The organism is Micromonospora sp. WMMD729 (assembly GCF_049315225.1).
Taxonomy (GTDB): domain Bacteria; phylum Actinomycetota; class Actinomycetes; order Mycobacteriales; family Micromonosporaceae; genus Micromonospora.
In genome coordinates this window covers 1,336,545-1,360,005 of record NZ_CP186059.1, presented here as the reverse complement: position 1 = coordinate 1,360,005, position 23,461 = coordinate 1,336,545, and the positions used below count along the sequence as shown (strand labels likewise).

The following is a 23,461-nucleotide window of genomic DNA, read 5'->3' as shown; positions in this document are numbered from 1 at the left end:
CGGCGGTCGGGCGCGGCTCAGCGGGTGGGCGTGCGCAGGCCGGCGCCGCCCGCGCGCAGCTCGGCCAGGGCCGACGCCACGCCGTGCAGCAGGTCGGTGGCCTCGGTGAGCCGATCGGCGGCGGGGTGGGTGGGCTCCGGGCGGGCGTCCTCGGCGAGGTAGCCGGCGGCGGCGACCACCAACCGCTCGTAGGCGGCCACCCCGCCCTCCAACTGCGCGGTCAGGGTGGCGTGCGCGTCGGCCAGCGGCGCCCGGGCGTCGGTCGGCGCGAGCCGCAGGGCCCGTTCGACGCTGGCCACCCGGTTGGCGAGTTCCCGCAGCGACCGGTCGGCGTCGGCGGCCTCCCGCACGGCCGGCTCGGCGAGCCCGGTGAGCCGGGGTGCCATCCCGGCCAGGGTGAGCGAGGCGCGGTCCAGTCGCGCCCACTGCTGCCCGGCGGTGGTACCGCGCAGCGCGACCCGGCTGCGCACCCGGCGTACCTCGGCCAGCACGCCGGAGCCCACCGGGAGCCGCTCGACGGCGGCCACCAGCCGGGCCCGGGACCGGGCGGCGGCCTCGGCCGGGTCCAGCGCCGGGGGCGCGGGCCGGGCGGCCAGCGCCCGCAGGTCGATCCAGCGCCAGGCGGCCAACGCCACCGCGCTGCCCGCGGCGCCGGCCCAGGCCGCGTCCGGCAGACCGAGTCCGGCGTACGGCGTCAGCACCGCCGCGGCCCCGCCGAGCCCACCGGCCAGTACGCTCCACCGTCGGGCGGACCGGCGCAGCCGACCCAGTTGACGGAAGTAGCGCGTCCGCTCGTCTGCCACCGAAAGACCCCCTCGGACCGGTCGTTCAGCCGGCGGCGGTCGGGTCGCCGGTGCCCCGCTCGCGGGCCATGCTGGCGCGCAGCTCGTCCAGCCGGGCGGCGGCGGTCGGGTCGCTGCCCGGGGCCGCCTGCTCGGCCTGCGGGACCGCCGGGCGCTGCGCCGTGCCGCCGAGCTGCTCCCCCGCCATGCTGGAGCGGATCTGCTCCAGCCGCGCCGAACCGGCCGAGTCGATGGTCGCCTTCTGGATCTCCAGCATCCGGCCCTCGACGGAGTTGCCGGCCAGCTCGGCGCGGCCCATCGCGTTGGCGTACCGCCGCTCGATGCGGTCCCGCACCTCGTCCAGCGAGGGGGTGTTGGTGGGTGCGGTCAGCGACGACATCGACTCCAACGAGCGGGCCACGGTCTCCTGCATCTTGGCCTGTTCAAGCTGGCTGAGCAGCTTGGTGCGCTCGGCGAGCTTCTGCTGGAGGATCATCGAGTTGTTCTCGACCGCCCGGCGGGCCTGTGCGGCCGCGCCGAGCGCCTGGTCGTGCAGGGTCTTCAGGTCCTCGGCGGCCTGCTCGGCGGAGACCAGCTGGGTGGCCAGAGCCTGGGCGGACTGCTCGAACCGCGCCGCCTCGGCCTCGTCGCCCTTGGCGCGGGCCTGGTCGGACAGCACCAGGGCCTGCCGGGCGTTGCCCTGGAGCCGCTCGACCTCGGACATCTGCCGGGACAGCTTCATCTCCAGCTGACGCTGGTTGCCGATGACGGCCGCCGCCTGCTGGACCAGCGCCTGGTGCTGCCGCTGGGCATCCTCGATGGCCTGCTGGATCTGCACCTTGGGGTCGGCGTGCTCGTCGATCTTCGCGCCGAAGAGCGCCATCAGGTAGTTCCAGCCCTTGACGAACGGGTTCGCCATCTCCGCGGTATCCCCTCAGTAGCGTCGCTCCACCGCGGTCGGGCCGGATTGCGCCGACCGACCGCGATCCGGCCGGTCTCCATCGTCCCAGCCGAACGCCAGCGCGGCATCCGTACCGGGTGCACGACGGGCACCGTCGGCTCCTGCGGGCAACCCTACGCGGCGAAGGCCACGTCGCCCATGGGCAACGGACGCACCGGGCTCAGGCGGCGCAGACCACGTCCCGGTCGCGCTCGGTGGGCCGGACCCGGGTGCTGCGCAGCGTCGCCCGCAGCGGGGAGTCCTGCCGGACCGACACCGCCACCTTGCCGTCGGAGGTGACCTGGCGGACGCCCCGGTTGGCGGCCTTGCGGACGGCGGCCGGCGCGACGGGCGCGGCCTCGGCCGGCTCGTCCTGCATGCCGACGAGCACCCCGGCGGGCATCTGCTCGGCGAGCGCCACGGTGTCGCTCACCTCGCGGAGAAGTTCGGACAGGCGGGCGCCGAGCGCGTCACAGATCGCGGCCAGCAGTTCGCTGGACGGCTCCTTGTGCCCCCGCTCGATCTCGGAGAGGTAACCGAGGCTGACATTGGCGGCGGTGGACACCTCACGCAGTGTGCGCTGCTGTCCCTGCCGGCGCGCCCGCAGTGCGTCACCGATCACCCGGCGTAGCAGGACCATCGCACCTCCCCCTGAGGGATACCTCACGCCCGGCGGCAGGCAGCCGGCCGCGGCGGACCGCGCCGACTCCGAGCGTCGGAGCCTTCCCGCAACCGTACCCGCTGCGGGCCCCGGCGACATCCCACCCCGCCCGTCGGATCCTGGCGGCACGGCTCACCGCCGCCCCGCGCCGGCCGTCCCCAGACCGTCCCGGGCGTCGTCGCCGGCTGTTTCCGGGCCGTTCCCGGCGGATCCCGCGCCGGCGGGGGCGCCTGCCTGCGCCGGCTCCCGGCCCTCGATGGCTGCCTCGTCGGCGGCGTGGATGCGCTCGGCGAGCAGCCGCAGCGCCTCGATCACGGCGGCCGCGCGGACGTGGTCCCGCCCGCCGTCGAGGTGGAGTTCGCGGACCTGCACGCCGGTCGGGCCGCCCACCGCGACGTAGACGAGGCCGACGGGCTTGCCGTCCTGCGGCTCGGGGCCGGCGACCCCGGTGGTGGCGAGCCCCCAGTCCGCTCCGCAGCGCTGCCGACCGCCCTCGGCGAGCGCCGCAGCCACGTCGGGGTCGACCGGTCCGCGTGCCGCCAGCAGATCGGCCGGTACGCCGGCCAGGGTGGCCTTCAACTCGGTGGCGTAGACGACCAGCCCACCCCGGTAGATGCCGCTGACCCCGGCGATCTCCACGATCGACGCGGACAGCAGCCCGCCGGTGAGCGATTCGACGGTGGCGAGGGTCTCGCGCCGCTGCGACAGGCTGTGCACGACGCCCGCCGCCGCGCTTCCCGTCGCGTTCTCTTCCCGCTGCATGATCCCGTCCTTCCCCACCCGCCGACCCCCAACCCTCCCGGCCAACCCTCCCGGCCGAACCCCGTCGATCATGAAGTTATCGCCGCGACACGCCGATCCGGACGGCAACAACTTCATGATCACCGGGCTCAGAAGGGGGTCAGGGGCGGGGGCGGCGGAGGCGGAGGGCCTGGAGGATGTAGTCGAACCCGGTGGCCACCGTGACCAGGACGGCGGCGCCCATGATCCAGGGGCCGACGGCGGCGAGGCCGGCCGGCATCGGCCAGAGGTACCAGGCGATGGCCAGGATCTGGAGCGCAGTCTTGATCTTGCCGCCACGGCTGGCCGCGATCACGCCGTGCCGGATCACCCAGAACCGCAGCCCGGTGATGCCCAGCTCGCGGACGAGGATCAGCGCCGTCACCCACCAGGGCAGCCGGTCGTACCAGGACAACAGCACCAGGGCCGCGCCGGTGAGCGCCTTGTCGGCGATCGGGTCGGCCACCTTGCCGACCGAGGTGACCAGCCCGAACCGGCGGGCGATCCAGCCGTCCACCAGGTCGGTCGCCGACGCCACCGCGAAGATCAGACAGGCCGCCATCCGCCAGCCGGCGTGGGTCATCCCCGACACGATCACCGAGGCGGCGAAGACCGGCACCAGCACCAGCCGCAACGCGGTCAGCGCGTTGGCCGCGTTGAGCACGGGCACCCGCGGGACCACCCGGGCCGGCGTCGACTCCGTCGCCCCGGTCACCGTCTCGCTCCGCTCGGGCCGCCGTGGCGTTCCCGGCACCGCACCACCTGGCTCCCCCGCTCCGTCCGGGCCCGCCGTCACCGTGCCGCGCCGGGCGCCGCCGAGATCATCTCATCCGGCACCGCGAGCAGATCCACCCCTTCGGTGCCGGTCACCGTGGCCCGCACCAGGTCACCCGGGCGCAGCGCGGCCAGGTCGACCCCGCCGTCGACCGGCGCGACCAGGGTGGTCGATCCGTCCACCTCCGGCGCCTGGTGCGCGGCCCGCCCCTCCACCACGCCGTCCACGATCGCGTCGACGAGCACCTCGACGGTCGAGCCGAGCCGGTCCTCGGCCCGCTGCGAGCAGAGCTCGTCGGCGAGGGCGCTGAGCCGGTCGTACCGCCGCTTGATCGTCGCGGCGGAGACCTTGCCGGGCAGCCCGGCCGCCTCGGTGCCGTCCTCGTCGCTGTAGTCGAACATGCCGATCGCGTCCAGCCGGGCCTCGGTGAGGAAGCGGACCAGCTCGTCCACGTCGGCACGGGTCTCGCCGGGGAAGCCGACGATGAAGTTGCTCCGCGCGCCCGCCTCCGGTGCCAGCGCCCGGGCACCGGCCAGCAGCTCCAGGAACCGGTCGGTGGAGCCGAAACGCCGCATCCGACGCAGTACGGGCTCACTGGAGTGCTGGAACGACAGGTCGAAGTACGGGGCCACCCCCGCGGTGGTGGCGATCGCCTCGACCAGCCCGGGCCGCGTCTCGGCCGGCTGGAGGTAGCTCACCCGCACCCGAACGATGCCGGACACCGCGGCGAGCTGCGGCAGCAGCTTCTCCAGCGCGCGCGGGTCGCCCAGGTCCTTGCCGTACGAGGTGGAGTTCTCGCTGACCAGCACCAGCTCCCGTACGCCGGTCTTGGCCAACCACTCCGCCTCGGCGAGCAGCTCGTCCGGGGTACGCGAGACGAACGCCCCGCGGAACGCCGGGATGGCGCAGAACGCACAGCGCCGGTCACAGCCGCTGGCCAGCTTCAACGAGGCGACCGGACCGGTGTCCAACCGGCGGCGCAGCACCTGCCGCAGGTGGGCCGGGGTGTGCTCGTCCGCGTCGACGGTGGCGCGGGTCACGGTGCCGTGCCCGGGCAGGGAGACGGCGGTGTCCCGGCGCTGCACCGGCGTCAGCGGCAGCAGCTCCCGGCGGTCGCGCGGGGTGTGTGCGGTGACCTGCTCACCGGCGACCACGGCGTTGAGCCGGGCGGCGATGTCCGGGTAGTCGTCGAAGCTCAGCACCGCCTGCGCCTCGGGCAGGCTGTCGGCCAGCTCCTTGCCGTACCGCTCGGCCATGCAGCCGGCGGCCACCACCTTGGCGCCCGTCCCGGCGGCGGCGAGCAGCGTCTGGATCGAATCCTGCTTGGCCTTCTCCACGAAGCCACAGGTGTTGACGACCACCACGTCGGCGCCCTCGCCGTCGGTGCTCACCTGCCAGCCGTCGGCGTGCAGCCGGGCGGCCAGCTCCTCCGAGTCGACCTCGTTACGGGCACAGCCCAGGGTGAGCAGGGCGACGCGACGGCCCTCGGCGTTGTCGGAAGCGGAAGGAGAGGTGGCAGACACCATCCGAGGGTACCGGGCCGCTCGCGGTAGCCCACGCACGCGGGCACGCTGGTCGGCGGGGTCACTCCGCACGGGGGCGTCGGTCACCGGGCCGTCAACGCGTCACCGCCGCCACCCGGGTCAACGCGTCGAGCAGGAAGACCTCGGTACCCGCCAGGCCGGTGCAGCAGAAGACGGAGACCTGGTCCGCCGTGGTCCGGCCGGGGACCGCGCCGGCCAGGATGCCGCCCAGGTCGAGCAACCGCCCGGCGTACGGGGGGACGGCCGCGAGCATCGGTGGCTGGTAGTCCGCCGCCTGGGACGGCGAGTCGGTGACCAGCAGGTCGGCGGCGTCCAGCAGGTCGGTGCCGAACTCGCTGCGGTGGTGCTGCTTGAAGCCGACCGTGTTGACGTGCGTGCCGGGGCTCAGCTGGTCGGCGTGCAGCACCGGCGTGGGACTGGTGGTGGCGAGCACCACGATGTCCCGGCCGGTGACGGCCGCGCCGGGGTCGGCGACCGCGCGGGCCGGCACGCCGAGTTCGGCGCGTACCCGAGCGGCGAAGGCGTCCCGGCGTGCCGCCGCGCGGCTGTGCACCACCACCTCGCGCAGCGGGCGCACGGCCGCGGCGGCCCACACCTGCGTCCACGCCTGCCGCCCCGAGCCGATCACGCCGAAGGTCGCCGCGTCCGGCCGGGCCAGCGCGTCCACCGCGACGCCGCCCAGCCCACCGGTACGACGGGAGCCCAGCTCCTCGCCGACGGCGACGGCCCGGACGGCACCGGTGTCGGCGTCGTGCAGCACGACCAGTTGCTCGCCCTGGGGGTGGCCGAACGTGTCGTACGACCGGTAGCCGTACCAGTGGCCGACCAGGTGCCCGGCGGTGAGCACCATCCGCCCACCGCCGAGCGGGGCGGCGGCCCGGGGCGGGGCGACCAGCCGCCCCTCGTACGCGGCCACCAGGGCGGCCCGCATGGCGTCGACGGTGGTGGCGGCGTCCAGGGCGGCGGCGACCTCGGGGTCGGCGTAGAGCAGAGCCATGCCCGCATAGTGCAAGTTGAAGCGAAGTAGAGGTCAATGCGTGGTGGCGTGAGTCACCGCCCGGGGCCGCCGGCCGGTGCTAGCGTCGGCCGTGGTGACGCCCGACGTGGCGGTCACTCCGGACGAGCGGTGGGCGTACCCGGTCAGGCCAAGACGCCCCGGCAGTGTGCAGACCCGACTCGTCCTCGTGAGGTGAATGATGGCCTGGCTGGTACTGGTGATCTCCGGACTGCTGGAGACGGCCTGGGCGATCGCCCTGGACCGCAGCGCCGGCTTCAGCCGGCTGCTCCCGTCGGTGGTGTTCGTGCTGGCCCTGGTGCTGAGCATGGGCGGGCTGGCGTACGCGCTGCGTGACATCCCGGTCGGCACCGGATACGCGGTCTGGGTCGGCATCGGCGCGGTCGGCACCGCGCTGGTCGGCATGGTGGCGCTCGGCGAGTCGGTGAGCCTGCCCCGGATCCTCTGCCTGCTGCTGGTGGTCGCCGGCGTGGTCGGGCTGAAGATCTTTCACTGAAGACGTACGCGTGACCAATGTCCACGGTGGGTAGTTGATCGGTCTGGCACGACAGGCTCTCACACCGGAGGAAGACATGGCCGACGTCCCCACCACCGCCCGCCCACGTAACAACGCCGCCCGCATCCTCACCATCGTGGGCTTCGTCTTCGCCGTGCTCGCCCTGTTGCTCAACCCGATCATCTTCGGCGTGCTCGGCGTGATCGCCGGCGTCGTCGGCGCGGTGCTCGGTGACAAGCCGCTGGGCTGGTACGCCGCCGTGGCCAGCGTCGTCGCCGCGATCATCAGCCTGGTGATCATCGGTGCGCTGATCAACAACTGACCGCACTCCGACACGGGCCCGCCGGATACCGGCGGGCCCGTCGTGTGTCCGGGGTCGGGTGTGGTCAGTCCACGTCGCCGCGCAGGCCGGTCAGGACCTCCTCCAGCTCGTCCGGCTTGACCAGCACGTCGCGCGCCTTCGACCCCTCGGACGGCCCGACCACGCCGCGGGTCTCCATGAGGTCCATCAGGCGGCCCGCCTTGGCGAAGCCGACCCGCAGCTTGCGCTGGAGCATCGAGGTGGAGCCGAACTGTGAGGTGACCACCAGCTCCACGGCCTGCACCAGCAGGTCGAGGTCGTCGCCGATGTCCTCGTCGATCTTCTTCTTGTTGTCCTGCGCGGGAGTCAGCACGTCCGGGCGGAACTCCGGCTCCCGCTGGTCCTTGCAGAACTTCACCACGTCGCTGATCTCGCGCTCGGTGACCCAGGCCCCCTGGATGCGGACCGGCTTGGAGGCACCCATCGGCAGGAAGAGCCCGTCGCCCCGGCCGAGCAGCTTCTCCGCGCCCGGCTGGTCGAGGATGACCCGCGAGTCCGCGAGGGACGAGGTGGCGAACGCCAGCCGGGACGGCACGTTCGCCTTGATCAGACCGGTCACCACGTCGACCGAGGGCCGCTGGGTGGCCAGCACGAGGTGGATGCCGGCGGCCCGCGCCAACTGCGTGATCCGGACGACCGAATCCTCCACGTCACGCGGCGCGACCATCATCAGGTCGGCCAGCTCGTCCACGATCACCAGCAGGTACGGGTACGGGCGCATCTCCCGCTCGCTGCCCGGCGGCGCCTTGATCTCCCCGTTGCGGACCTTGCGGTTGAAGTCGTCGATGTGCCGGACCCCGTTGGCCGCGAGGTCGTCGTAGCGCATGTCCATCTCGCGCACGACCCAGTCCAGCGAGTCCGCCGCCTTCTTGGCGTTCGTCACGATCGGCGTGACCAGGTGCGGGATTCCCTCGTAGCCGGTCATCTCGACCCGCTTCGGGTCGATCAGCAGCAGCCGCACCTCGTCCGGGGTGGCCCGGGTGAGGATGGACACCAGCAGCGAGTTCAGGCAGGACGACTTGCCCGCACCGGTGGCACCGGCGATGAGGATGTGCGGCATCTTGGCGAGATTGGCCACCACGTAGCCGCCCTCGATGTCCTTGCCGAGCGCCACCACCATCGGGTGGTGGTCGCTCGTCGCCGCCCGCGAGCGCAGCACGTCGCCGAGCGACACGTTCTCCGGGTCGGTGTTCGGGATCTCCACGCCGACCGCGCTCTTGCCCGGGATCGGGCTGAGGATCCGTACGTCCGGTGACTTCACCGCGTAGGCGATGTTCCGGGAGAGCTGGGTGATCCGCTCGACCTTGACGCCGTGCCCCAACTCCACCTCGTAGCGGGTCACCGTCGGGCCACGGGTGAAGCCGGTGACGGCGGCGTCCACGTCGAACTGGTCGAAGACGCCGGTCAGCGCGGCGATCACCTCGTCGTTGGCCTTGCTGCGGGTCTTGGGCGCGGCCCCACTGCTGAGCATGTTGGCCGGCGGCAGGGTGTAGTCGCCGGCCAACCCGGTCAACGCGAGCTGCTCGGCGCGGGTGGGCGCGGGCGAGTGCTCGGGCGGCTCGGCCGGCTTGCGGCTGGCCGGCACCTTCGCCGGGGCCTTGCGCGGCAGGACCATGGTCTCCTGGAGGTCCGCGCCCTCGATGTCCTCGAAGTCGTCCGGGTCGATCGGTGGCGGCATCCGCTTCGCCGGCCGCTTGCGCGCGGGCCGGGCGGCCGGCGCGTCGTCCTCCTCCTCGGTGGCCTCCGGAGGCGCGACCAGCCCACCGGCGAGCAGGCCCAGCCGCTCGGGAATCTTGTTGATCGGCGTCGCCGTGACCACGAGCAGGCCGAAGAGCAGGAGCAGGACCAGCAGGGGTACGGCCACCCAGGCGGTGACCGCCCGTTCCAGCAACCCGCCCACGCCGGCGCCGACCAGGCCACCGGCGAAGTCACGCTCCACGGTGTCCACCGGGTCCTGACCGATCTGCAACAGCGCGGCGGTCGACACCAGCAGCGAGCCCCAGCCGATCAGCCCCCGGCCCCGGTGCTCCGGATCGGCCGGCTGCCGCATGAGCCGCCACGCGCCGATCATCAGCAGCACCGGCACCACGACGGAGATCGCGCCGAGGAACAGCCGAACCGTGTCGGCCAGGCGGGCGCCCACCGGGCCCGCGCCGGAGAACCAGAGCGCCACGGCGCTGAGCAGGGCCAGCCCGAACAGCAGCAGCCCGGCCCCGTCGCGGCGGTGCTCCGGGTCCAGGTCGCGGGCGGAGGCGGCCTGCCGGCCGGCGGCGCGTACGGCCCATCCCATGCCGTGGGCCACGCCCATCCACAGTGCACCAATGGCGCGGCCCACGTAGACGGCGGGGCCCGGACGGGCGGGTGTGGTGCGCCGCCGTACCGGAGCCCGGGTCTTCTTCGCCGGTTGACGGGCACGGCTGTTGGTGCCACCGCGCGGCGACGCGCCGCGTCGCCGGCTCGCCTGAGAGGTACGGCCCGCCATAGAGTCACGGTAACGGTGGGGCCGGGCAGATCGCCGCTTTTCCGGGTCGTGTCCGCGCGTCGCAGCACGGACCCCGCCGCCGGTCGTGATATCCGCCTCAGAAGGGATGCCCGATGGCGTCGCCGGAACTCGAGGACGATCCGCTGGCCGGGCACCCCGCCGCGGTACGCCCGTTGACCGGCGAGCTGGTCGCCGCGGTGCTCGCCGCGCGCGGTCGGCCGGTCGGCCGCGCGCCCGACGGCGACCTGGTGGGTCGCTTCGACGACAACCTGATCTGGTTCCTGCGCCTCGGCGCGGCCGGGGAGCTGCTCCAGGTCCGCACGATGGTCGCGCCGACCTTCGGGATCGAGCGGGTGCCCGCCCTGTACGCCTTCTGCAACGCGTGGAACCACGACCGGCTCTGGCCCAAGGCGTTCGTGCACGTCGACGACGCCGGTCGGGCCCGGATCCACGGTGAGGTGATCACCGACCTGGAGCGCGGTGTCACGCCGCACCAGCTCGACCGGCTGCTCGACTGTGGCATCACGACCGGCTGCCAACTCGCCGTCGCCGTCGGTCGCCTGCCCGGCGCGGTGCCGGCGTGACCGTCCACCGCGATCCGGCGCTGGTGCACGCGCTCGCCGACGCACGCGACCTGCCCGACGGGCCGGATCGGCTCCTCGTCCTCGAACGCCTCGCCGAGCGGGCCGACACCGCCGGGGACCTCCGGTCGGCCCTGGACGCCCGGTTCGCGCTCGTCGAGGCGTACCTGCTGCACGGGGAACGGTGGCGTCTGGTCGAGCCGGTACGCCGGTGCCGGGCCGCCGCCGACTACCGGCCCGAGCTGCTCACCGAGGACGAGGACCGGCTGCTGCTGCGCCTGCAGCGGTACGCCGTGGAGGCGCTGTTCGGCACCCCCCGGGTGGGACTGGACCAGACCCGGTCCCTGCTGGACGACCTGGCGCACCGGATCGGGTCGGACGGTCCCGACGCGTCGACCGTCGCCGAGCTGCGCTGCCGGATGGCCGACCACCTCGGTGACGAACCCACCGCCCGGCACTGGTACCAGCGGTGGGCGGGGACGACCGCCGGGCCGTCCGGTGGGTGCCCGGGCTGCGCCCCGGCCCGCCGGGCCGAGCTGCTCGCCGGCTGGGGTGCGTGGCGGGCCGCGCTCGACGAACTGGCCGGGCCCACCGACGCGGCGGCGGACTGCACGGACCAGCCCGAGCGTTCGCTCGTGGCCGGGCTGCTGCCCGAGCTGCGCCTCGGTGAGCCGGAGCGGGCCGCCGCGGCGCACGTCCGGGCGTACCGGCGGCACCGGCGCGAACCCGCGGCGTTCCCGTACCTCGCCGCGCACCTGCGGTTCTGCGCCCTGGGCGGGCACCTGGACCGTGGCCTGGCCATCCTGGCCGAGCAGTTACCCCGACTGGACCGGCCCACCGACGACCTCGCCGCGATGGAGTTCGCCGCCGCCGGCGCGCTGGTCTGCACGCTGGCCGTCGAGGCCGGTCTCGGCGTCCGCACGGTGCACCGGCCGGCGCACGGCGGACGACCGGCCACCGACCTGGATGTCGCCACCCTCGGCGCCCTCCTGCTCGCCACCGCCAACGAGCTGGCCGGCAGCTTCGACGCCCGCAACGGCTCCGGTCACCAGCTGGGCCGGATGGCCGCGTGGCTGGCCGAACGTCCGGTGGCGACGCCGGTGCCCCTGCCCAGCGACGACGAGCCCACCGACGACGACTCCGCGTCCGACGGGGACGACTCCGTGCCCGACGCTGACGACGAGCACGAGCTGTCCACGCTGACCATCGGCATGATCACCGCCGCCCTGGACCGACGCGGAGACCGGTACGTCGTGGACGAGGGCGCCACCGTGGTCGGCCGGTGGGGCGACGTGGTGATTCAGTTCCGGCGGGCCGGTGAACGCGGCGAGGTGCTGCACGCCCGCGCCATGGCCGCCCGCCGGCTGCCGGCGACCCGCCGCGCCGAGGCGTACGCCTTCTGCAACGCCTGGAACCACGACCGGCTGCTGCCCAAGGCGTACGCGCACGACCTCGGCGGGGAGCTGGTGCTGGCCGGCGACGTCGCCACCGACCTGGCGTACGGGGTGGCCCCGGAGCAACTCACCGTGCTGGTGGACGCCGCCATCGCCACCGGCGTCGCCTACGCCGAGGCCGTCGCCGCGCTCCCCTAGACGAGTAAGTCCTAACGACCCCGGGGTGTGGGTATAGACGAAGGGTGTTGAAGATCCGTTTGTGACGACAGACCTCAACACCCTTCTGACCGCACTGTACGTGAAGATCGACGACTGGCTCGGGCGTCCTCGCCGGACGGGTAGGCCACCGAAGCTCTCCGACGCGGAGTTGCTGACCCTGGCCGTCGCGCAGGCGCTGCTCGGGGTGCGTTCCGAGGCCCGTTGGCTTCGGTTCGTCCCCGGGCATCTGCCCGGGGCGTTCCCGTACCTGCCTGGACAGTCCGGTTACAACAAGCGGTTGAGGGCGGCGTTGCCGCTGCTCAAGCGTGCCATTCGGGCGGTCGCCGAGGACACCGACCTGTGGTCCGACACGACCTGGGTCATCGACTCCACACCGGTGGAATGCGGCCGGTCCAGGCCGACGGTGAAACGCTCCGATCTGGCGGGGTGGGCCGGGTACGGCTACTGCGCCTCGCACTCGAGGTTCTTCTGGGGCCTGCGGCTGCATCTCATCTGCACCCCGTCAGGTCTGCCCATCGCGTGGGCGCTCGGCACCCCGAAGGTCGACGAGCGGGAGGTGCTGACCGCGGTCCTCGATCATGATCCGGACCTCGTCACCGACCGTCCGGGCCTGCTGATCGTGGCGGACAAGGGGTACGTCTCCGCCGAGTTGGACCGGTGGCTGGCAGAGCGTGGGGTGCGATTGCTCAGACCGTCGTACCGCAACCGCACCCCACGCCCGGACGAACACCTACTCAAGCCCATTCGTCAGCTCATCGAGTCGGTCAACGACACGTTGAAGGGCCAACTCGACCTTGAGTTACACGGCGGCCGGAGTATCGAAGGGGTAGCCGCCCGAGTCGCCCAGCGGCTCCTCGCGATGACCGCCGCGATCTGGCACAACCGGACCACCGGGCAGCCCGTGACCAGATCCCTGATCGCCTACGACCACTGACCCAAACTTCGGACTTACTCGTCTAGGTCGCGAACAGGGCAGTTGGTTGCAGGCCGGGGCGCGACTGTGCGACATCCGACAACACGCAACCGGACGCGCCGCGGAGATGTGCTACGGCCATCACCGACCGCGAACCCCGGGAGTCGTCATGAACCGCCTGCTCAGCTCCGGCCTCCTCGCCGCTGCCCTGCTCTTCGTACCCGTCCTCGCCGGACCGGCCGTCGCCGCGCCGGCCGCCGCACCGGCCCTCGCCGCGCCAACCGCGAGCGCCGCACCCACGATCACCGCTCGGGGCGACATCGTCTTCCTCGGCGGGGACCCGTGGGCGCCCTCCGGCCCGCTGGAGGTCAGCGTCAGGAACACCGGCAGCGCCACCGCGAAGGGCTTCTTCGTGCTGCGCCTCCCGGTCGACGTCGACCTGCTCCGGGGCGAGGACTGTGAGATCGTCCGGGGCACGCCGCGTACCTGGCTCTGCGGCGGTGCGGAACTGCCCGCCGGGGGCGAGCGGGTGTACCGGTTGACGATCGGCTCGTCGGCTTCGGAGCCGGTCTTCGGGGTGCAGGCGTGGGGCGCCGTCGCCGGCCGGGACGCCGCCGGGGTCACCGACAGGTTCACCGACTTCCGGGTCAACTGGCCGGACCGCACCTCATTGCGGTTGCGGGCCACCGCCGACCCGGTCGCCAACGGGACGACGACGGTGCGGGTGCGGGTCACCAACAGCGGCACCTTCGACATCGGCGGTTACTCGTTGTTCATCACCACCCCGGCCGGTGTGCGGGTGGCCGCACCGACCTGCGCGGACCGTGGCCGGATGGTCGGTGTCGCCTGCGAGATCGTGCGGCCGAACGTGCTCGGCGACGGCGTCACCGACAGCTTCGACGTACGGCTGACGGTCACCGGGGGCACGAAGAACGTGCAGGTGTCGCTCGCCCCCACCAACCGCTACACGAACAAGGACACCGCGTCGACGCTCCGCCTGAACGGCTCGGGCGGATCGGGTGCCGGTGACGCCACCACGCCGCCGCCCACCGGTCCGGCGGTCACGCCGAGCCCGACCGCCACCGCGAGCCCGACCGCCACCGCGACCTCGTCCACCCCCGACGCGGCGCAACTCCCCCGCACCGGGCCGTCCGGCGGCGCGTACGCCCTCGTCGGCGCGGCGTTGCTGGCCCTCGGGGCCGGCCTGCTGGTGCTGCGGCGGCGGCTGTCGCGGAGCTGAGCCGGAACAGGCTCCGGGCCGGTCACCGACATCCACGGGGGACGTCGGCGACCGGCCCGGTCACGCGTGCGTCAGACCTCGACGACGGTGGGCACGATCATCGGCCGCCGCCGGTACGCGTCGTTGACCCACCGCCCCACGGTCCGCCGGACGATCTGCTGGAGCTGGTGCGGGTCGGTGATGCCGTCCGAGGCGGCGCGGTTGAGCGCTTCGGTCACCAGCGGGATCACCGGGTTGAACGCCTCCGGGTCCTCGGAGAAGCCCTTCGCCGACAGCGTCGGACCGGCGACCACCTTGCCGGTGACCGAGTCGACGACAACGGTGGTGGCGATGAACCCGCCGTCGCCGAGGATGCGCCGTTCGGTGAGCAGCGACTCGCTGACGTCACCGACGGCGAGGCCGTCGACGTAGACGTACCGGCTCTTGACGTGCCCGACCAGGCTGGCGCGGCCCTCGACCAGGTCGACGACGTCGCCGTCCTCGCAGATCACCACCCGGTCGGGGGCGACACCGGACTCGATGCCGAGCCGGGCGTGTGCGCGCAGGTGCCGCCATTCGCCGTGCACCGGCATCAGGTTGCTGGGTCGAACCACGTTGAGCAGGTAGAGCAGTTCACCGGCCGGCGCGTGCCCAGAGACGTGCACCTTCGCGACGTCCTTGTGCACGACCACCGCCCCGGCGCGGGCGAGCCGGTTGATGACCCGGTAGACCGAGGTCTCGTTGCCCGGCACCAGCGACGACGCCAGCACGACGGTGTCGCCGGGCGCGATGGTGATGTGCCGGTGATCGCCGCTGGCCATCCGGCCGAGCGCGCTCATCGGCTCACCCTGCGAGCCGGTGGACATCAGCACGATCTGGTCCGGAGGCAGCGTGGTCGCCTCCTCGATCCCGATGACCAGGCCGGCCGGGATGTTGAGCAGGCCCAGGTCGCGGGCGATGCCCATGTTGCGGACCATGGACCGGCCGATCAGGGCGACCTTGCGGCCGTGTTCGGCGGCGGAGTCGAACACCTGCTGCACCCGGTGCACGTGCGAGGCGAACGAGGCCACGATGATCCGGCCCTTGGCCTTCGCGAAGATCGAGTCGAGCACCGGCCCGATCTCCCGCTCCGGGGTGACGAAGCCGGGGATCTCCGCGTTGGTGGAGTCGGAGAGCAGCAGGTCGACGCCTTCGGCGCCGAGCCGGGCGAAGCCGGCCAGGTCGGTGATCCGGCCGTCCAGCGGGAGCTGGTCCATCTTGAAGTCGCCGGTGTGCAGCACCAGACCCGCCGGGGTCCGGATGGCGACCGCGAGCGCGTCCGGGATGGAGTGGTTGACCGCGAAGAACTCGCACTCGAACGGTCCGAGCCGCTCCCGGCCGCCCTCACGCACGGTCAGCGTGTACGGCTGGATCCGCCGCTCGGCCAGCTTCGCCTCGACCAGGGCGAGGGTGAACTGCGAGCCGACCAGCGGGATGTCGGGCTTGTGGGCGAGCAGGTACGGCACCGCGCCGATGTGGTCCTCGTGGCCGTGGGTGAGTACGATCGCCTGGACGTCGGCCAGCCGGTCCAGGATCGGGCCGAAGTCGGGCAGGATCAGATCCACGCCCGGCTGCTCGACGTCGGGGAAGAGCACCCCGCAGTCCACGATCAGCAACTTGCCGTCGTACTCGAAGACGGTCATGTTCCGACCGATGGCGCCGAGCCCGCCGAGCGGGATGATCCGCAGGCCACCTTCCGGCAGCGGCGGGGGTAGTTCCGCCTCGATGTGCGCCTCGGTCACGCGTCCACCTCATTCTGCGACGCCGTCACCCGGCGCCCGTCGTGTCGTTCGATCATTCGGGTAGCTCCAGGCCCGCTGCCGCGGAGTCCGCGCGCAACTGGGCGATCTCGTCGTTGGTGGCGTCCACGAGCGGGGGTCGCACCGGGCCGGCCGGCAGGCCCAGCGACGCCAGGCCGGCCTTCACCAGGATGGTGCCCTGCGTACGGAAGATGCCGGTGAACAGCGGCAGCAGCCGCCGGTGCAGGGCCAGCGCGGTGGGCATGTCCCCCGCGTCGTACGCCTCGATCATCTGTGCGGTCAGCGCCCCGGTGAAGTGCGTGGAGGTGCCGACCACGCCCACGCATCCGACGGCCAGGGCCGGCAGGGTGAGCGCGTCCTCGCCGCTGTAGTAGGCGAGGCCGGTCCGGCTGGTCACCCAGCTGGTGGCGGTCAGGTCGCCCTTGGCGTCCTTGACCGCGACGATGCGGCCGTGGTCGGCGAGCCGGACCAGTGTCTCGGTGTCGATCGGCACGCCGGAGCGGTGCGGGATGTCGTAGAGCATCACCGGGAGTCCGCTGGCGTCGGCCACGGCGGTGAAGTGCCGCAGCAGTCCGCTCTGCGGCGGCTTGTTGTAGTACGGCGTGACCACCAGCAGGCCGTGCGCGCCGGCCTTCTCGGCGGCGGCAGCCAGCTCGATGGTGTGTCGGGTGTCGTTGGTGCCGACACCGGCCACCACCCGGGCCCGGTCACCGACGGCCTCGACCACGGCGCGGATCAGGTTCTCCTTCTCCGCGTCGGTGGTGGTCGGCGACTCGCCGGTGGTGCCGTTGACCACCAGCGCGTCGTTGCCCTGTTCGTCGACCAGGTAGCTCGCCAGTCGGGCGGCGCCGTCGAGGTCGAGTGAGCCGTCGGCGGTGAACGGGCTCACCATGGCCGTGAGCACCCGTCCGAAGGGGCGGGACACCGGTCGGGCTGCGGCGTCGGGGTGGTCCTGCGTCATACCCTCCAACCTAGCGGACGACCGGCCGGAGCCCGCCGGGGAAGGGCTCAGGAGGCCTCGTGCGGGCTGGCCGCCACCTCGGTGCCGTCCGGCAGGGTGGAGATCACGAAGTCGGCGAAGACGTTCGGGGCGACGCCCTGGAGCTGACGCAGGCACTCCACGGCCAGCTCACGGATCTCCACGTCGGCGTGCTCGGTGGCCCGCATCGCGATGAAGTGCCGCCAGGCCCGGTAGTTGCCGGTGACCACGATCCGGGTCTCGGTGGCGTTCGGCAGCACCGCCCGGGCCGCCTGCCGCGCCTGCTTGCGGCGCAGCGTCGGGTTCGGCTCGTCGGAGAAGCGCTGCTCCAGGCCCTCCAACAACTCCGTGTACGCCCGCACGCTCGCCTCGGCGGCCTCGACGAACTTCTTGTGCAGCTCCGGGTCGTCAGCGATGACCGCCGGCTCGACCATGGCCGCGTCCCGCTCGGGGACGTAGCGCTGGGAGAGCTGGGAGTACGAGAAGTGCCGGTGCCGGATCAGCTCGTGGGTGAAGGAGCGGGACACCCCGGTGAAGTAGAAGGTGACCGAGCCGTGCTCCAGCACGCTCAAGTGGCCCACCTCGAGGATGTGCGCGAGGTAGCCGGCGTTGGTGGCGGTGGCCGGGTTCGGCTTCTTCCACGACTGGTAGCAGGCCCGCCCGGCGAACTCGGCGAGCGCCTGGCCGCCCTCGGCGTCGGTCGACCACGGCACGTCGTCCGGGGCCGCGAACTGGGTCCACGCGATCAACTTGACCTGGGGCTGCACCATCTCCGGCATGCCTGGGACTGTAGTGGCCGGCGGCCCGTTCCCGAATCACCGGGGGCCTGTCGGTGTTCAAGATCTCGACAGCCGTGCTCGGGCTCCGCCGGTCCGTGGGTCTCCCTCGTGGCCTGTCGAGCTGCCCCAGATGTGGGGCAGGAGCCACGCGGGCAAGGGCTTCCTCCCGCCGAGCGAACCGGTGCCCGCCAGCGCACCGGGCCCACCGCACCGGGCCCACAACGCGCTGGAGCGACAGCGCACCGGCCCGACAACACACCGGCCCGACAACACACCGGCCCGACAACACGCTGGAGCGGCAACGCACCGGCTCGACAACACACCGGCCCGACAACACACCGGCCCGACAACACGCTGGAGCGGCAACGCACCGGCTCGACAACGCCGACCTACACCCCCAGCGTCGACGCCGCGCCCGCCCGCGACGCGCTCGTCCACGCCTGTGGTGCCGCCCCTGACGTCCTCTGGCGCCCCACATCTGGGGCAGCTCGACAGGGGGACGCCACCAGGTCCTGCCCCCTGGGGAGCAGGCATAGGTCGGGTCGGGTCGCGTCAGGCGGCAGCACCCGCCAGACGTACAGCAGCACCCGCCAGACGTAGAGCAGCGCGGCCAGACGTAGAGCAGCCGGTCAGACGTAGAGCGAGGTGAACGGCGCCCAGGGCAGGTTGCGCACCACCGTGAACGCCAGCCACGCGGCCATGAAGCCGCCGATGACCTTGGGGCTGATCCGCAGCTCGGGCAGCCGCCAGCCGAACGCCTGGTTGCCCGCCCAGGCCACGAAGAGGTACGCCAGGAAGGGCAGCGAGAAGACGAACATGAAGTGGTGGCGGGCGGCGGCCGGCAGGTCGGCGTGCAGCACGTACCAGAGTGCGCGGGTGCCGCCGCAGCCCGGGCAGTCGAGCCCGGTGGTCAGCTTGAGGATGCAGGTGGGCGCGGCGTCCGGGTCGGCGTGGGTCGGGTTGCTCACCAGGGCGTACGCCATGCCGAGCCCGACGCAGCCGACCGCGGCCAGCGGCACGGCCCAGCGCGGCGAGCGTGCGTGGATGCGAAGCACGAGTCGGGTGAGCCGGTCCGGCTCGGGCGCCGGGTAGTGGTAGCCATCCGGCGGACCCGCCGACCAACCGGCGGCGGGCGGTGACTGGTCGACCGGTCCGGGAGCGCTCGTCACGCGTTCACGGTACACCCGACACGCTCGCCAGGGCGGCCGTGAGCGGACCGGCCAGGTCGCCGGCGGCGGGCGGCGCGACCGCGTCCAGCCCGAGCCAGCCGGCCAGCCGGTACAGCTCGGCGGCGAGCGCCACGGCGGTCTCCCCCGCGTCGGCCCCCGGCTCGAGCCAGGCGGCCGGCACCAGCAGCACCCCGGCCTTGCGGTCGGCCTTCAGGTCGACCCGGGCGGTGAACCGGTCGCCCTGCAGGAACGGCAGCACGTAGTAGCCGTACACCCGCTGCGGCGCCGGGACGTAGATTTCGATCCGGTAGGTGAAGTCGAACAGCCGCTCGGTGCGGGCCCGTTCCCAGATCAGCGGGTCGAAGGGGCTGACCAGCGTGTTGCCGCGTACCCAGCGAGGCAGCCGGGCGGAGGTGTGCAGCCAGGCCGGCTGCCGCCAGCCCGCCACGGTGACCGGCAGCAGCTCGCCGGCCTCGGCCAGCTCGGCGACCGCCTGGCGGGCGCCGGCGACCGGCAGCCGGAAGTAGTCGCGCAGCTCCGGCTCGGCGGCCACCCCGAGCGACCGCGCGGCCAGGGCCACCAGAGCGCGGTACGCCTCGGCGTCGGTCGGGGTGGGCGCGGCGAGCGCGGCCGCCGGCAGCACCCGCTCCGGCAGGTCGTAGCGGCGAGCGAAGGAGGTGCTGCGCTCGGCGGCGGTCACCTCGCCGGCCCAGAACAGGAACTCCAGCGCCTGCTTGACCGCCGACCAGTTCCACCCCCAGTTGCCGGTCTGCCGGGGCGCGTCATGCTCGATCTCGGCGGCGGTCAACGGCCCTCGGGCGGCCACCTCGCTGCGGACCCAGGCCACCAGGTCCGGCTGCTCCTGGGCGATGCGCCGCATGCCACCCCATGCCTCGCTGTGGGCCCGGGCCATCCGCCAGCGCAGCAGCGGGTGCAGCCCGACCGGGACGAGGGACGCCTCGTGGCCCCAGTACTCGAACAGCTCCCGGGGGCGGCGGTAGGCGGCATTGTCCAGCAGGGTCGTCGGGTACGGACCGAGTCGACTGTAGAGCGGCAGGTAGTGCGCCCGTTGCAGCACGTTCACCGAGTCCATCTGGATCAGGGCGACCCGGTCGAGGACGCGGCGCAGGTGCCGACGGGTGGGCACGCCGGTCGGCGGCGGGTCGGCGAAGCCCTGGGCGGCGAGCGCCACCCGCCGGGCCTGGGCGAGCGAGAGTGATTCCGGTGCGGCCATCGTCGGCGACGATAAATCATCGGTACGACGCCGGTGCGGGAAGCTGGACTCCGACCGTCACGGGGGCATAGAACGGTGCAATGCTGACCATCCGCCGGGAGGAGCCGGACGACGCCGAGGCGATCGCCCGGGTGCACGTGCACGGCTGGCAGTCGGGCTACGCCGGTGTCATGCCGGACGAGGTGCTCGGTCGGCTCAACGTGGCGGCCTGGGCGCAGCGCCGCCGCGAGGTGGGCACCGCCGATCCCGAGCACCCGTTCACCACCCTGCTCGGCGAGGTGGACGGGCTGGCCGTCGGCTTCACCACCTTCGGGCCGTACCGCCGCAACCAGGACCGGGACGACCTGGACCCGAGCGTCGGCGAGGTGCTGGCGCTCTACGTCGAGCCGGCGTTCTGGGGCGACGGGACGGCCACCGCGCTGTTCGCGGCCGCCCGCGCCGGGCTCAGCGAGCGGGGCTGGACCGGCTACCGGCTGTGGGTGCTGGCCGACAACGGTCGGGCCCGCCGGTTCTGGGAGCGGGCCGGGCTGTCACCGGACGGTGAGCGGTCGACCTACCAGGTGCCGCTCGCCGGCGGGCGCGGGCCGGTCGGGCTCGTCGAGCTGCGGTACGCCGGACGCCTCGACGAGTGACCCGCCCGGCGTCAGCCACCGGCGGATCGGCAGGAAGGCCAGCAGGGCCAAGCTGATCCAGACGTACGCGTTGCTGCCGAGGAAGCCGTCGACGCCGGTGAAGTCCTTCTCCCAGAACCAGACGGTCCGACTGATCAGCAGCGCGTACCCGATGATCGCGGCGATCAGCAGGACGCGCCGGCGGCGGCCGGCCGGCGCGGCCATCGCGTTGTCCACCAGCAGGATCAGCGCGGGCAGCAGCCAGACCAGGTGGTGTACCCAGGTGACCGGGCTGATCAGGCACATCACCGCGCCGGTCAGGGCCAGGCCGGTCGCCTCGTCGCCGGCCGCGACGGCCGCGCGGGACCGCCAAGCCCAGAGCGCCAGGGTGCCGAGCACCAGCAGCAGCCAGAGCAGGGTGCTCGGGTGTTGCGGGTCGAGGCGGGCGACCACGCCGCGCAGCGACTGGTTGGAGACGAAGGACAGCTCGCCGACCCGCCCGGTGTTCCACAGCGCCTCGGTCCAGAACTCCCGGGAGGCGTCCGGGAAGAGCGCGCCGGCCAGCACGGTCACCCCGGCGGCGGCACCGCTGGCGGTGAGCGCCGCACGCCAGCGCCCGGTGACCAGCAGGTAGACGATGAAGATGCCCGGGGTCAGCTTGATCGCGGTGGCCAGGCCGATGCCCACGCCCGCCCACCGGTTGCCGGACGGCAGGAGCCGGAGCAGGTCCACCGCGACCAGGAAGAGCAGCAGTGTGTTGACCTGGCCGAAGTTGACCGTCTCGCGCATCGGCTCGAACGCGGCGGTCAGGCAGAGCGCGACGGCGAGCGCGAACCACCGGGTCCAGCCGGCGCGGCGGGCGATCGGGTCGACCAGCCACCAGATCAGCACCGTCGTGGTGACCACGCTGGCGAGCACGCTCACCACGATCGCGGCCGTCCACGGCAGGTACGCCATCGGCAGCATGACCAGCGCGGCGAACGGCGGGTAGGTGAAGCCGTACTGGGTGTTGGGCTTGAGGTAGTCGTAGATCTCCCCGCCGTCGTGCACCCACCACGTCAACGCGCCGTAGTAGACCTTCAGGTCGAAGAAGCCGTGCCGTACGGCAGCGACGGCGAGGAACGCGGCGACCGCAGCGGCGAGCACCACCACCCCCACGACCTGCGCGGTCGTCCGTTTGGCACCCTGCGCCACCGTCGCCTCCCTCGCCCTGCGTAGGCTTCCGTCCCATGGCTCTCGGGTACGTCCGCCCGGCGCGTCCCGAGGACGCCGGCGAGATCGCACGCATCCAGCTCGCGACCTGGCGGGTCGCGTACCGCCGGATCCTGCCCCGGCACGTGCTCGACAACCTGGACGAGGCGTTCCTCGCCCGGCGGTGGAGCGCCGCGGTGCTGGAGCCGCCCTCGGGCGCGCACCGGGTGCTGGTCGCCGTCGAACAGGCCGAGCAATCGTATCTGGTGGGGTTCGCCGCCTCCGGCCCGGCCGACGGCGAGGCCCTGGCCCCGGGCGAGCCGGCCGACGCCCTGGGCCGGGACGTGGCGGCGGTGACCGACCTGCTGGTCGAGCCGCGCTGGGGTCGGCGGGGGCACGGCAGCCGGCTGCTCGCCGCCGCTGTCGACCTGTGGCGCGAGGACGGGATGAGTCGGGCGGTGGCCTGGGCGTTCGACGGCGACGAGGCGACCCGGACGTTCCTCACCAGCACCGGTTGGGAGCCTGACGGCGCGGCCCGGGCGCTGGACGTCGACGACATGCTGGTGCCTCAGGTGCGCCTGCACGTGGCCGTACCGGCCGAGAAGAGCGAGTGAACCGGTGCGGCGGCTCGGGGCCGCCGCACCGGCACGGTCAGCCCTTGTCCGAACCGTCGTTGGCGTCGCGGACGAAGTAGCGCTGGAACACCACGAAGATGATCGCCACCGGGATGGTGGCGAGCAGTGCCGCGCCCAGTTTCAGCGGGTACTGGGTGCCGCTGCCCAGTGAGCCGCTGACCAGGTCGGCGAGGCCACGCGGCAGGGTGAACAGGTCCGGGTCCTGCACCGACACGAGGCTGTGCGGGAACTCGTTCCAGGAGCCCTGGAACGACAGGATGGTCAGGGTGATCAGGGCCGGCTTCGCCATCGGCAGCACCACCGACCAGAAGGTGCGGAAGATGCTCGCCCCGTCGATGCGGGCGGCCTCCTCGACACTCACCGGGATCGACTCGAAGAACTGCTTCATGATGAACACGCCGGCCGCGTCGGCCAGCAACGGCACCACGAGCCCGGCGTAGCTGTTGTAGATGCCGAGCTGGTTGAGCACCAGGAACTTCGGGATCAACAGGACCACCCCGGGGACCGCCATCACCGCGATGACGGCGGCAAACAGCCCGCCGCGCCCGGCGAACCGCAGCCGGGCCAGGGCGTACCCGGCGAGCGAGTCGAAGAACACCCGCCCGAGGGTGACCAGCACGGTCACCAGCAACGAGTTGCCCAGCCAGAGCGGGAAGTTGGTGCCCGCGAAGATCCGCTCGAAGCCGGCCAGGGTGAGCGGGTCCGGGATCGGTGAGAGCGGGTTGGCCGCCGCGTCCGGCTCGGTCTTGAGCGAGTTGCCGATCTGGATGACGAACGGGTACAGGAACACCAACCCGAAGAAGACCAGCGTCGCGTACCCCAGGAAGCGGGTGGCCAGGGTGCGGGCCCCGCGCTGGTCGCCGCGCGCGGGCCCGGCCGGGCGGTCGGTGAGCACGGCCATC

Annotated in this window: 23 protein-coding genes and 1 riboswitch; of the genes, 8 read left to right on the top strand and 15 right to left on the bottom strand. The window is 73.0% G+C overall.

Going from position 1 to position 23,461, the window contains the following annotated elements; translation table 11 throughout:
• Nucleotides 1-17 precede the first annotated feature (17 nt).
• The 7 genes from pspM to ACN263_RS06255 all read right to left on the bottom strand — a co-directional run bounded on the left by pspM (nucleotide 18) and on the right by ACN263_RS06255 (nucleotide 6,479).
• Nucleotides 18-803 (bottom strand): phage shock envelope stress response protein PspM, encoded by a 786-nt coding sequence (gene pspM / locus ACN263_RS06285; protein ID WP_422738873.1) that lies wholly within the window; start codon nucleotides 801-803, stop codon nucleotides 18-20.
• Nucleotides 804-828: 25 nt separating this feature from the next.
• Complete coding sequence (locus ACN263_RS06280) at nucleotides 829-1,701, bottom strand: PspA/IM30 family protein (RefSeq protein ID WP_422738872.1); 873 nt, start codon at nucleotides 1,699-1,701, stop codon at nucleotides 829-831.
• A 202-nt stretch (nucleotides 1,702-1,903) separates the two neighbouring features.
• Entirely contained in the window at nucleotides 1,904-2,362 is a 459-nt protein-coding gene (locus ACN263_RS06275; protein WP_357122511.1) for a helix-turn-helix domain-containing protein, read from the bottom strand.
• A gap of 153 nt (nucleotides 2,363-2,515) precedes the next feature.
• Nucleotides 2,516-3,145 carry a CinA family protein gene (locus ACN263_RS06270; RefSeq protein ID WP_422738871.1) on the bottom strand — a complete coding sequence of 210 codons (630 nt, stop codon included), beginning with the start codon at nucleotides 3,143-3,145 and terminating at the stop codon, nucleotides 2,516-2,518.
• Between the two features lie 139 nt (nucleotides 3,146-3,284).
• Complete coding sequence (gene pgsA, locus ACN263_RS06265; RefSeq protein ID WP_422738870.1) at nucleotides 3,285-3,878, bottom strand: CDP-diacylglycerol--glycerol-3-phosphate 3-phosphatidyltransferase; 594 nt, start codon at nucleotides 3,876-3,878, stop codon at nucleotides 3,285-3,287.
• 77 nt (nucleotides 3,879-3,955) lie between these two features.
• Complete coding sequence (gene rimO / locus ACN263_RS06260) at nucleotides 3,956-5,464, bottom strand: 30S ribosomal protein S12 methylthiotransferase RimO (protein ID WP_422738869.1); 1,509 nt, start codon at nucleotides 5,462-5,464, stop codon at nucleotides 3,956-3,958.
• 91 nt (nucleotides 5,465-5,555) lie between these two features.
• A complete protein-coding gene (locus ACN263_RS06255; protein WP_422738868.1) occupies nucleotides 5,556-6,479 on the bottom strand; it encodes an ornithine cyclodeaminase family protein in 924 nt (307 codons plus the stop codon).
• A gap of 94 nt (nucleotides 6,480-6,573) precedes the next feature.
• A riboswitch (guanidine-III (ykkC-III) riboswitch) is annotated at nucleotides 6,574-6,642 on the top strand.
• 36 nt (nucleotides 6,643-6,678) lie between these two features.
• Here ACN263_RS06255 and sugE point away from each other — a divergent pair.
• Together sugE and ACN263_RS06245 are read left to right on the top strand one after the other, a co-directional pair.
• The gene (gene sugE, locus ACN263_RS06250; RefSeq protein ID WP_422738867.1) at nucleotides 6,679-6,993 is read left to right on the top strand and encodes a quaternary ammonium compound efflux SMR transporter SugE; all 315 of its coding nucleotides are present in this window, start codon (nucleotides 6,679-6,681) and stop codon (nucleotides 6,991-6,993) included.
• A gap of 76 nt (nucleotides 6,994-7,069) precedes the next feature.
• Entirely contained in the window at nucleotides 7,070-7,315 is a 246-nt protein-coding gene (locus ACN263_RS06245) for a hypothetical protein (protein ID WP_234588295.1), read from the top strand.
• Between the two features lie 64 nt (nucleotides 7,316-7,379).
• Here the strand turns inward: ACN263_RS06245 and ACN263_RS06240 are convergent, their stop codons facing one another.
• Nucleotides 7,380-9,836 (bottom strand): DNA translocase FtsK 4TM domain-containing protein, encoded by a 2,457-nt coding sequence (locus tag ACN263_RS06240; RefSeq protein ID WP_422738866.1) that lies wholly within the window; start codon nucleotides 9,834-9,836, stop codon nucleotides 7,380-7,382.
• A 113-nt stretch (nucleotides 9,837-9,949) separates the two neighbouring features.
• Here ACN263_RS06240 and ACN263_RS06235 point away from each other — a divergent pair, with 113 nt between their 5' ends.
• From ACN263_RS06235 to ACN263_RS06220, 4 genes are all read left to right on the top strand, one after another.
• Entirely contained in the window at nucleotides 9,950-10,420 is a 471-nt protein-coding gene (locus ACN263_RS06235) for a YbjN domain-containing protein (RefSeq protein WP_422738865.1), read from the top strand.
• A complete protein-coding gene (locus ACN263_RS06230; protein WP_422740610.1) occupies nucleotides 10,369-12,009 on the top strand; it encodes a YbjN domain-containing protein in 1,641 nt (546 codons plus the stop codon). Before ACN263_RS06235 ends, ACN263_RS06230 begins: the two co-directional genes overlap by 52 nt.
• A 61-nt stretch (nucleotides 12,010-12,070) precedes the next feature.
• The gene (locus tag ACN263_RS06225) at nucleotides 12,071-12,964 is read left to right on the top strand and encodes an IS982 family transposase (protein WP_422736145.1); all 894 of its coding nucleotides are present in this window, start codon (nucleotides 12,071-12,073) and stop codon (nucleotides 12,962-12,964) included.
• Nucleotides 12,965-13,112: 148 nt separating this feature from the next.
• Nucleotides 13,113-14,183, top strand: coding sequence for an LPXTG cell wall anchor domain-containing protein (locus tag ACN263_RS06220; RefSeq protein ID WP_422738864.1), 1,071 nt, complete (start codon nucleotides 13,113-13,115; stop codon nucleotides 14,181-14,183).
• A gap of 71 nt (nucleotides 14,184-14,254) precedes the next feature.
• Here ACN263_RS06220 and ACN263_RS06215 read toward each other — a convergent pair whose 3' ends face one another.
• From ACN263_RS06215 to ACN263_RS06195, 5 genes are all read right to left on the bottom strand, one after another.
• Nucleotides 14,255-15,943 carry a ribonuclease J gene (locus ACN263_RS06215; protein WP_422738863.1) on the bottom strand — a complete coding sequence of 563 codons (1,689 nt, stop codon included), beginning with the start codon at nucleotides 15,941-15,943 and terminating at the stop codon, nucleotides 14,255-14,257.
• Between the two features lie 52 nt (nucleotides 15,944-15,995).
• Nucleotides 15,996-16,922, bottom strand: coding sequence for a 4-hydroxy-tetrahydrodipicolinate synthase (dapA, locus tag ACN263_RS06210; protein ID WP_422738862.1), 927 nt, complete (start codon nucleotides 16,920-16,922; stop codon nucleotides 15,996-15,998).
• A 47-nt stretch (nucleotides 16,923-16,969) separates the two neighbouring features.
• Entirely contained in the window at nucleotides 16,970-17,710 is a 741-nt protein-coding gene (gene thyX, locus ACN263_RS06205) for an FAD-dependent thymidylate synthase (protein ID WP_278153990.1), read from the bottom strand.
• A gap of 638 nt (nucleotides 17,711-18,348) precedes the next feature.
• A complete protein-coding gene (locus tag ACN263_RS06200) occupies nucleotides 18,349-18,888 on the bottom strand; it encodes a DUF2752 domain-containing protein (RefSeq protein WP_422738861.1) in 540 nt (179 codons plus the stop codon).
• A gap of 4 nt (nucleotides 18,889-18,892) precedes the next feature.
• A complete protein-coding gene (locus tag ACN263_RS06195; protein ID WP_422738860.1) occupies nucleotides 18,893-20,122 on the bottom strand; it encodes a winged helix-turn-helix domain-containing protein in 1,230 nt (409 codons plus the stop codon).
• 80 nt (nucleotides 20,123-20,202) lie between these two features.
• On the opposite strand from ACN263_RS06195, the gene ACN263_RS06190 reads away from it, so the two are divergent.
• Entirely contained in the window at nucleotides 20,203-20,754 is a 552-nt protein-coding gene (locus ACN263_RS06190) for a GNAT family N-acetyltransferase (RefSeq protein ID WP_422738859.1), read from the top strand.
• Here the strand turns inward: ACN263_RS06190 and ACN263_RS06185 are convergent.
• On the bottom strand, nucleotides 20,653-21,927 hold the full coding sequence (locus ACN263_RS06185; protein ID WP_422738858.1) for a glycosyltransferase 87 family protein: 1,275 nt from the start codon (nucleotides 21,925-21,927) through the stop codon (nucleotides 20,653-20,655). The genes ACN263_RS06190 and ACN263_RS06185 overlap by 102 nt on opposite strands.
• A 35-nt stretch (nucleotides 21,928-21,962) precedes the next feature.
• On the opposite strand from ACN263_RS06185, the gene ACN263_RS06180 reads away from it, so the two are divergent.
• Nucleotides 21,963-22,538 (top strand): GNAT family N-acetyltransferase, encoded by a 576-nt coding sequence (locus ACN263_RS06180; RefSeq protein ID WP_422738857.1) that lies wholly within the window; start codon nucleotides 21,963-21,965, stop codon nucleotides 22,536-22,538.
• A 37-nt stretch (nucleotides 22,539-22,575) separates the two neighbouring features.
• Here the strand turns inward: ACN263_RS06180 and ACN263_RS06175 are convergent, their stop codons facing one another.
• The gene (locus ACN263_RS06175; RefSeq protein WP_422738856.1) at nucleotides 22,576-23,460 is read right to left on the bottom strand and encodes a carbohydrate ABC transporter permease; all 885 of its coding nucleotides are present in this window, start codon (nucleotides 23,458-23,460) and stop codon (nucleotides 22,576-22,578) included.
• Nucleotide 23,461 lies beyond the last annotated feature (1 nt).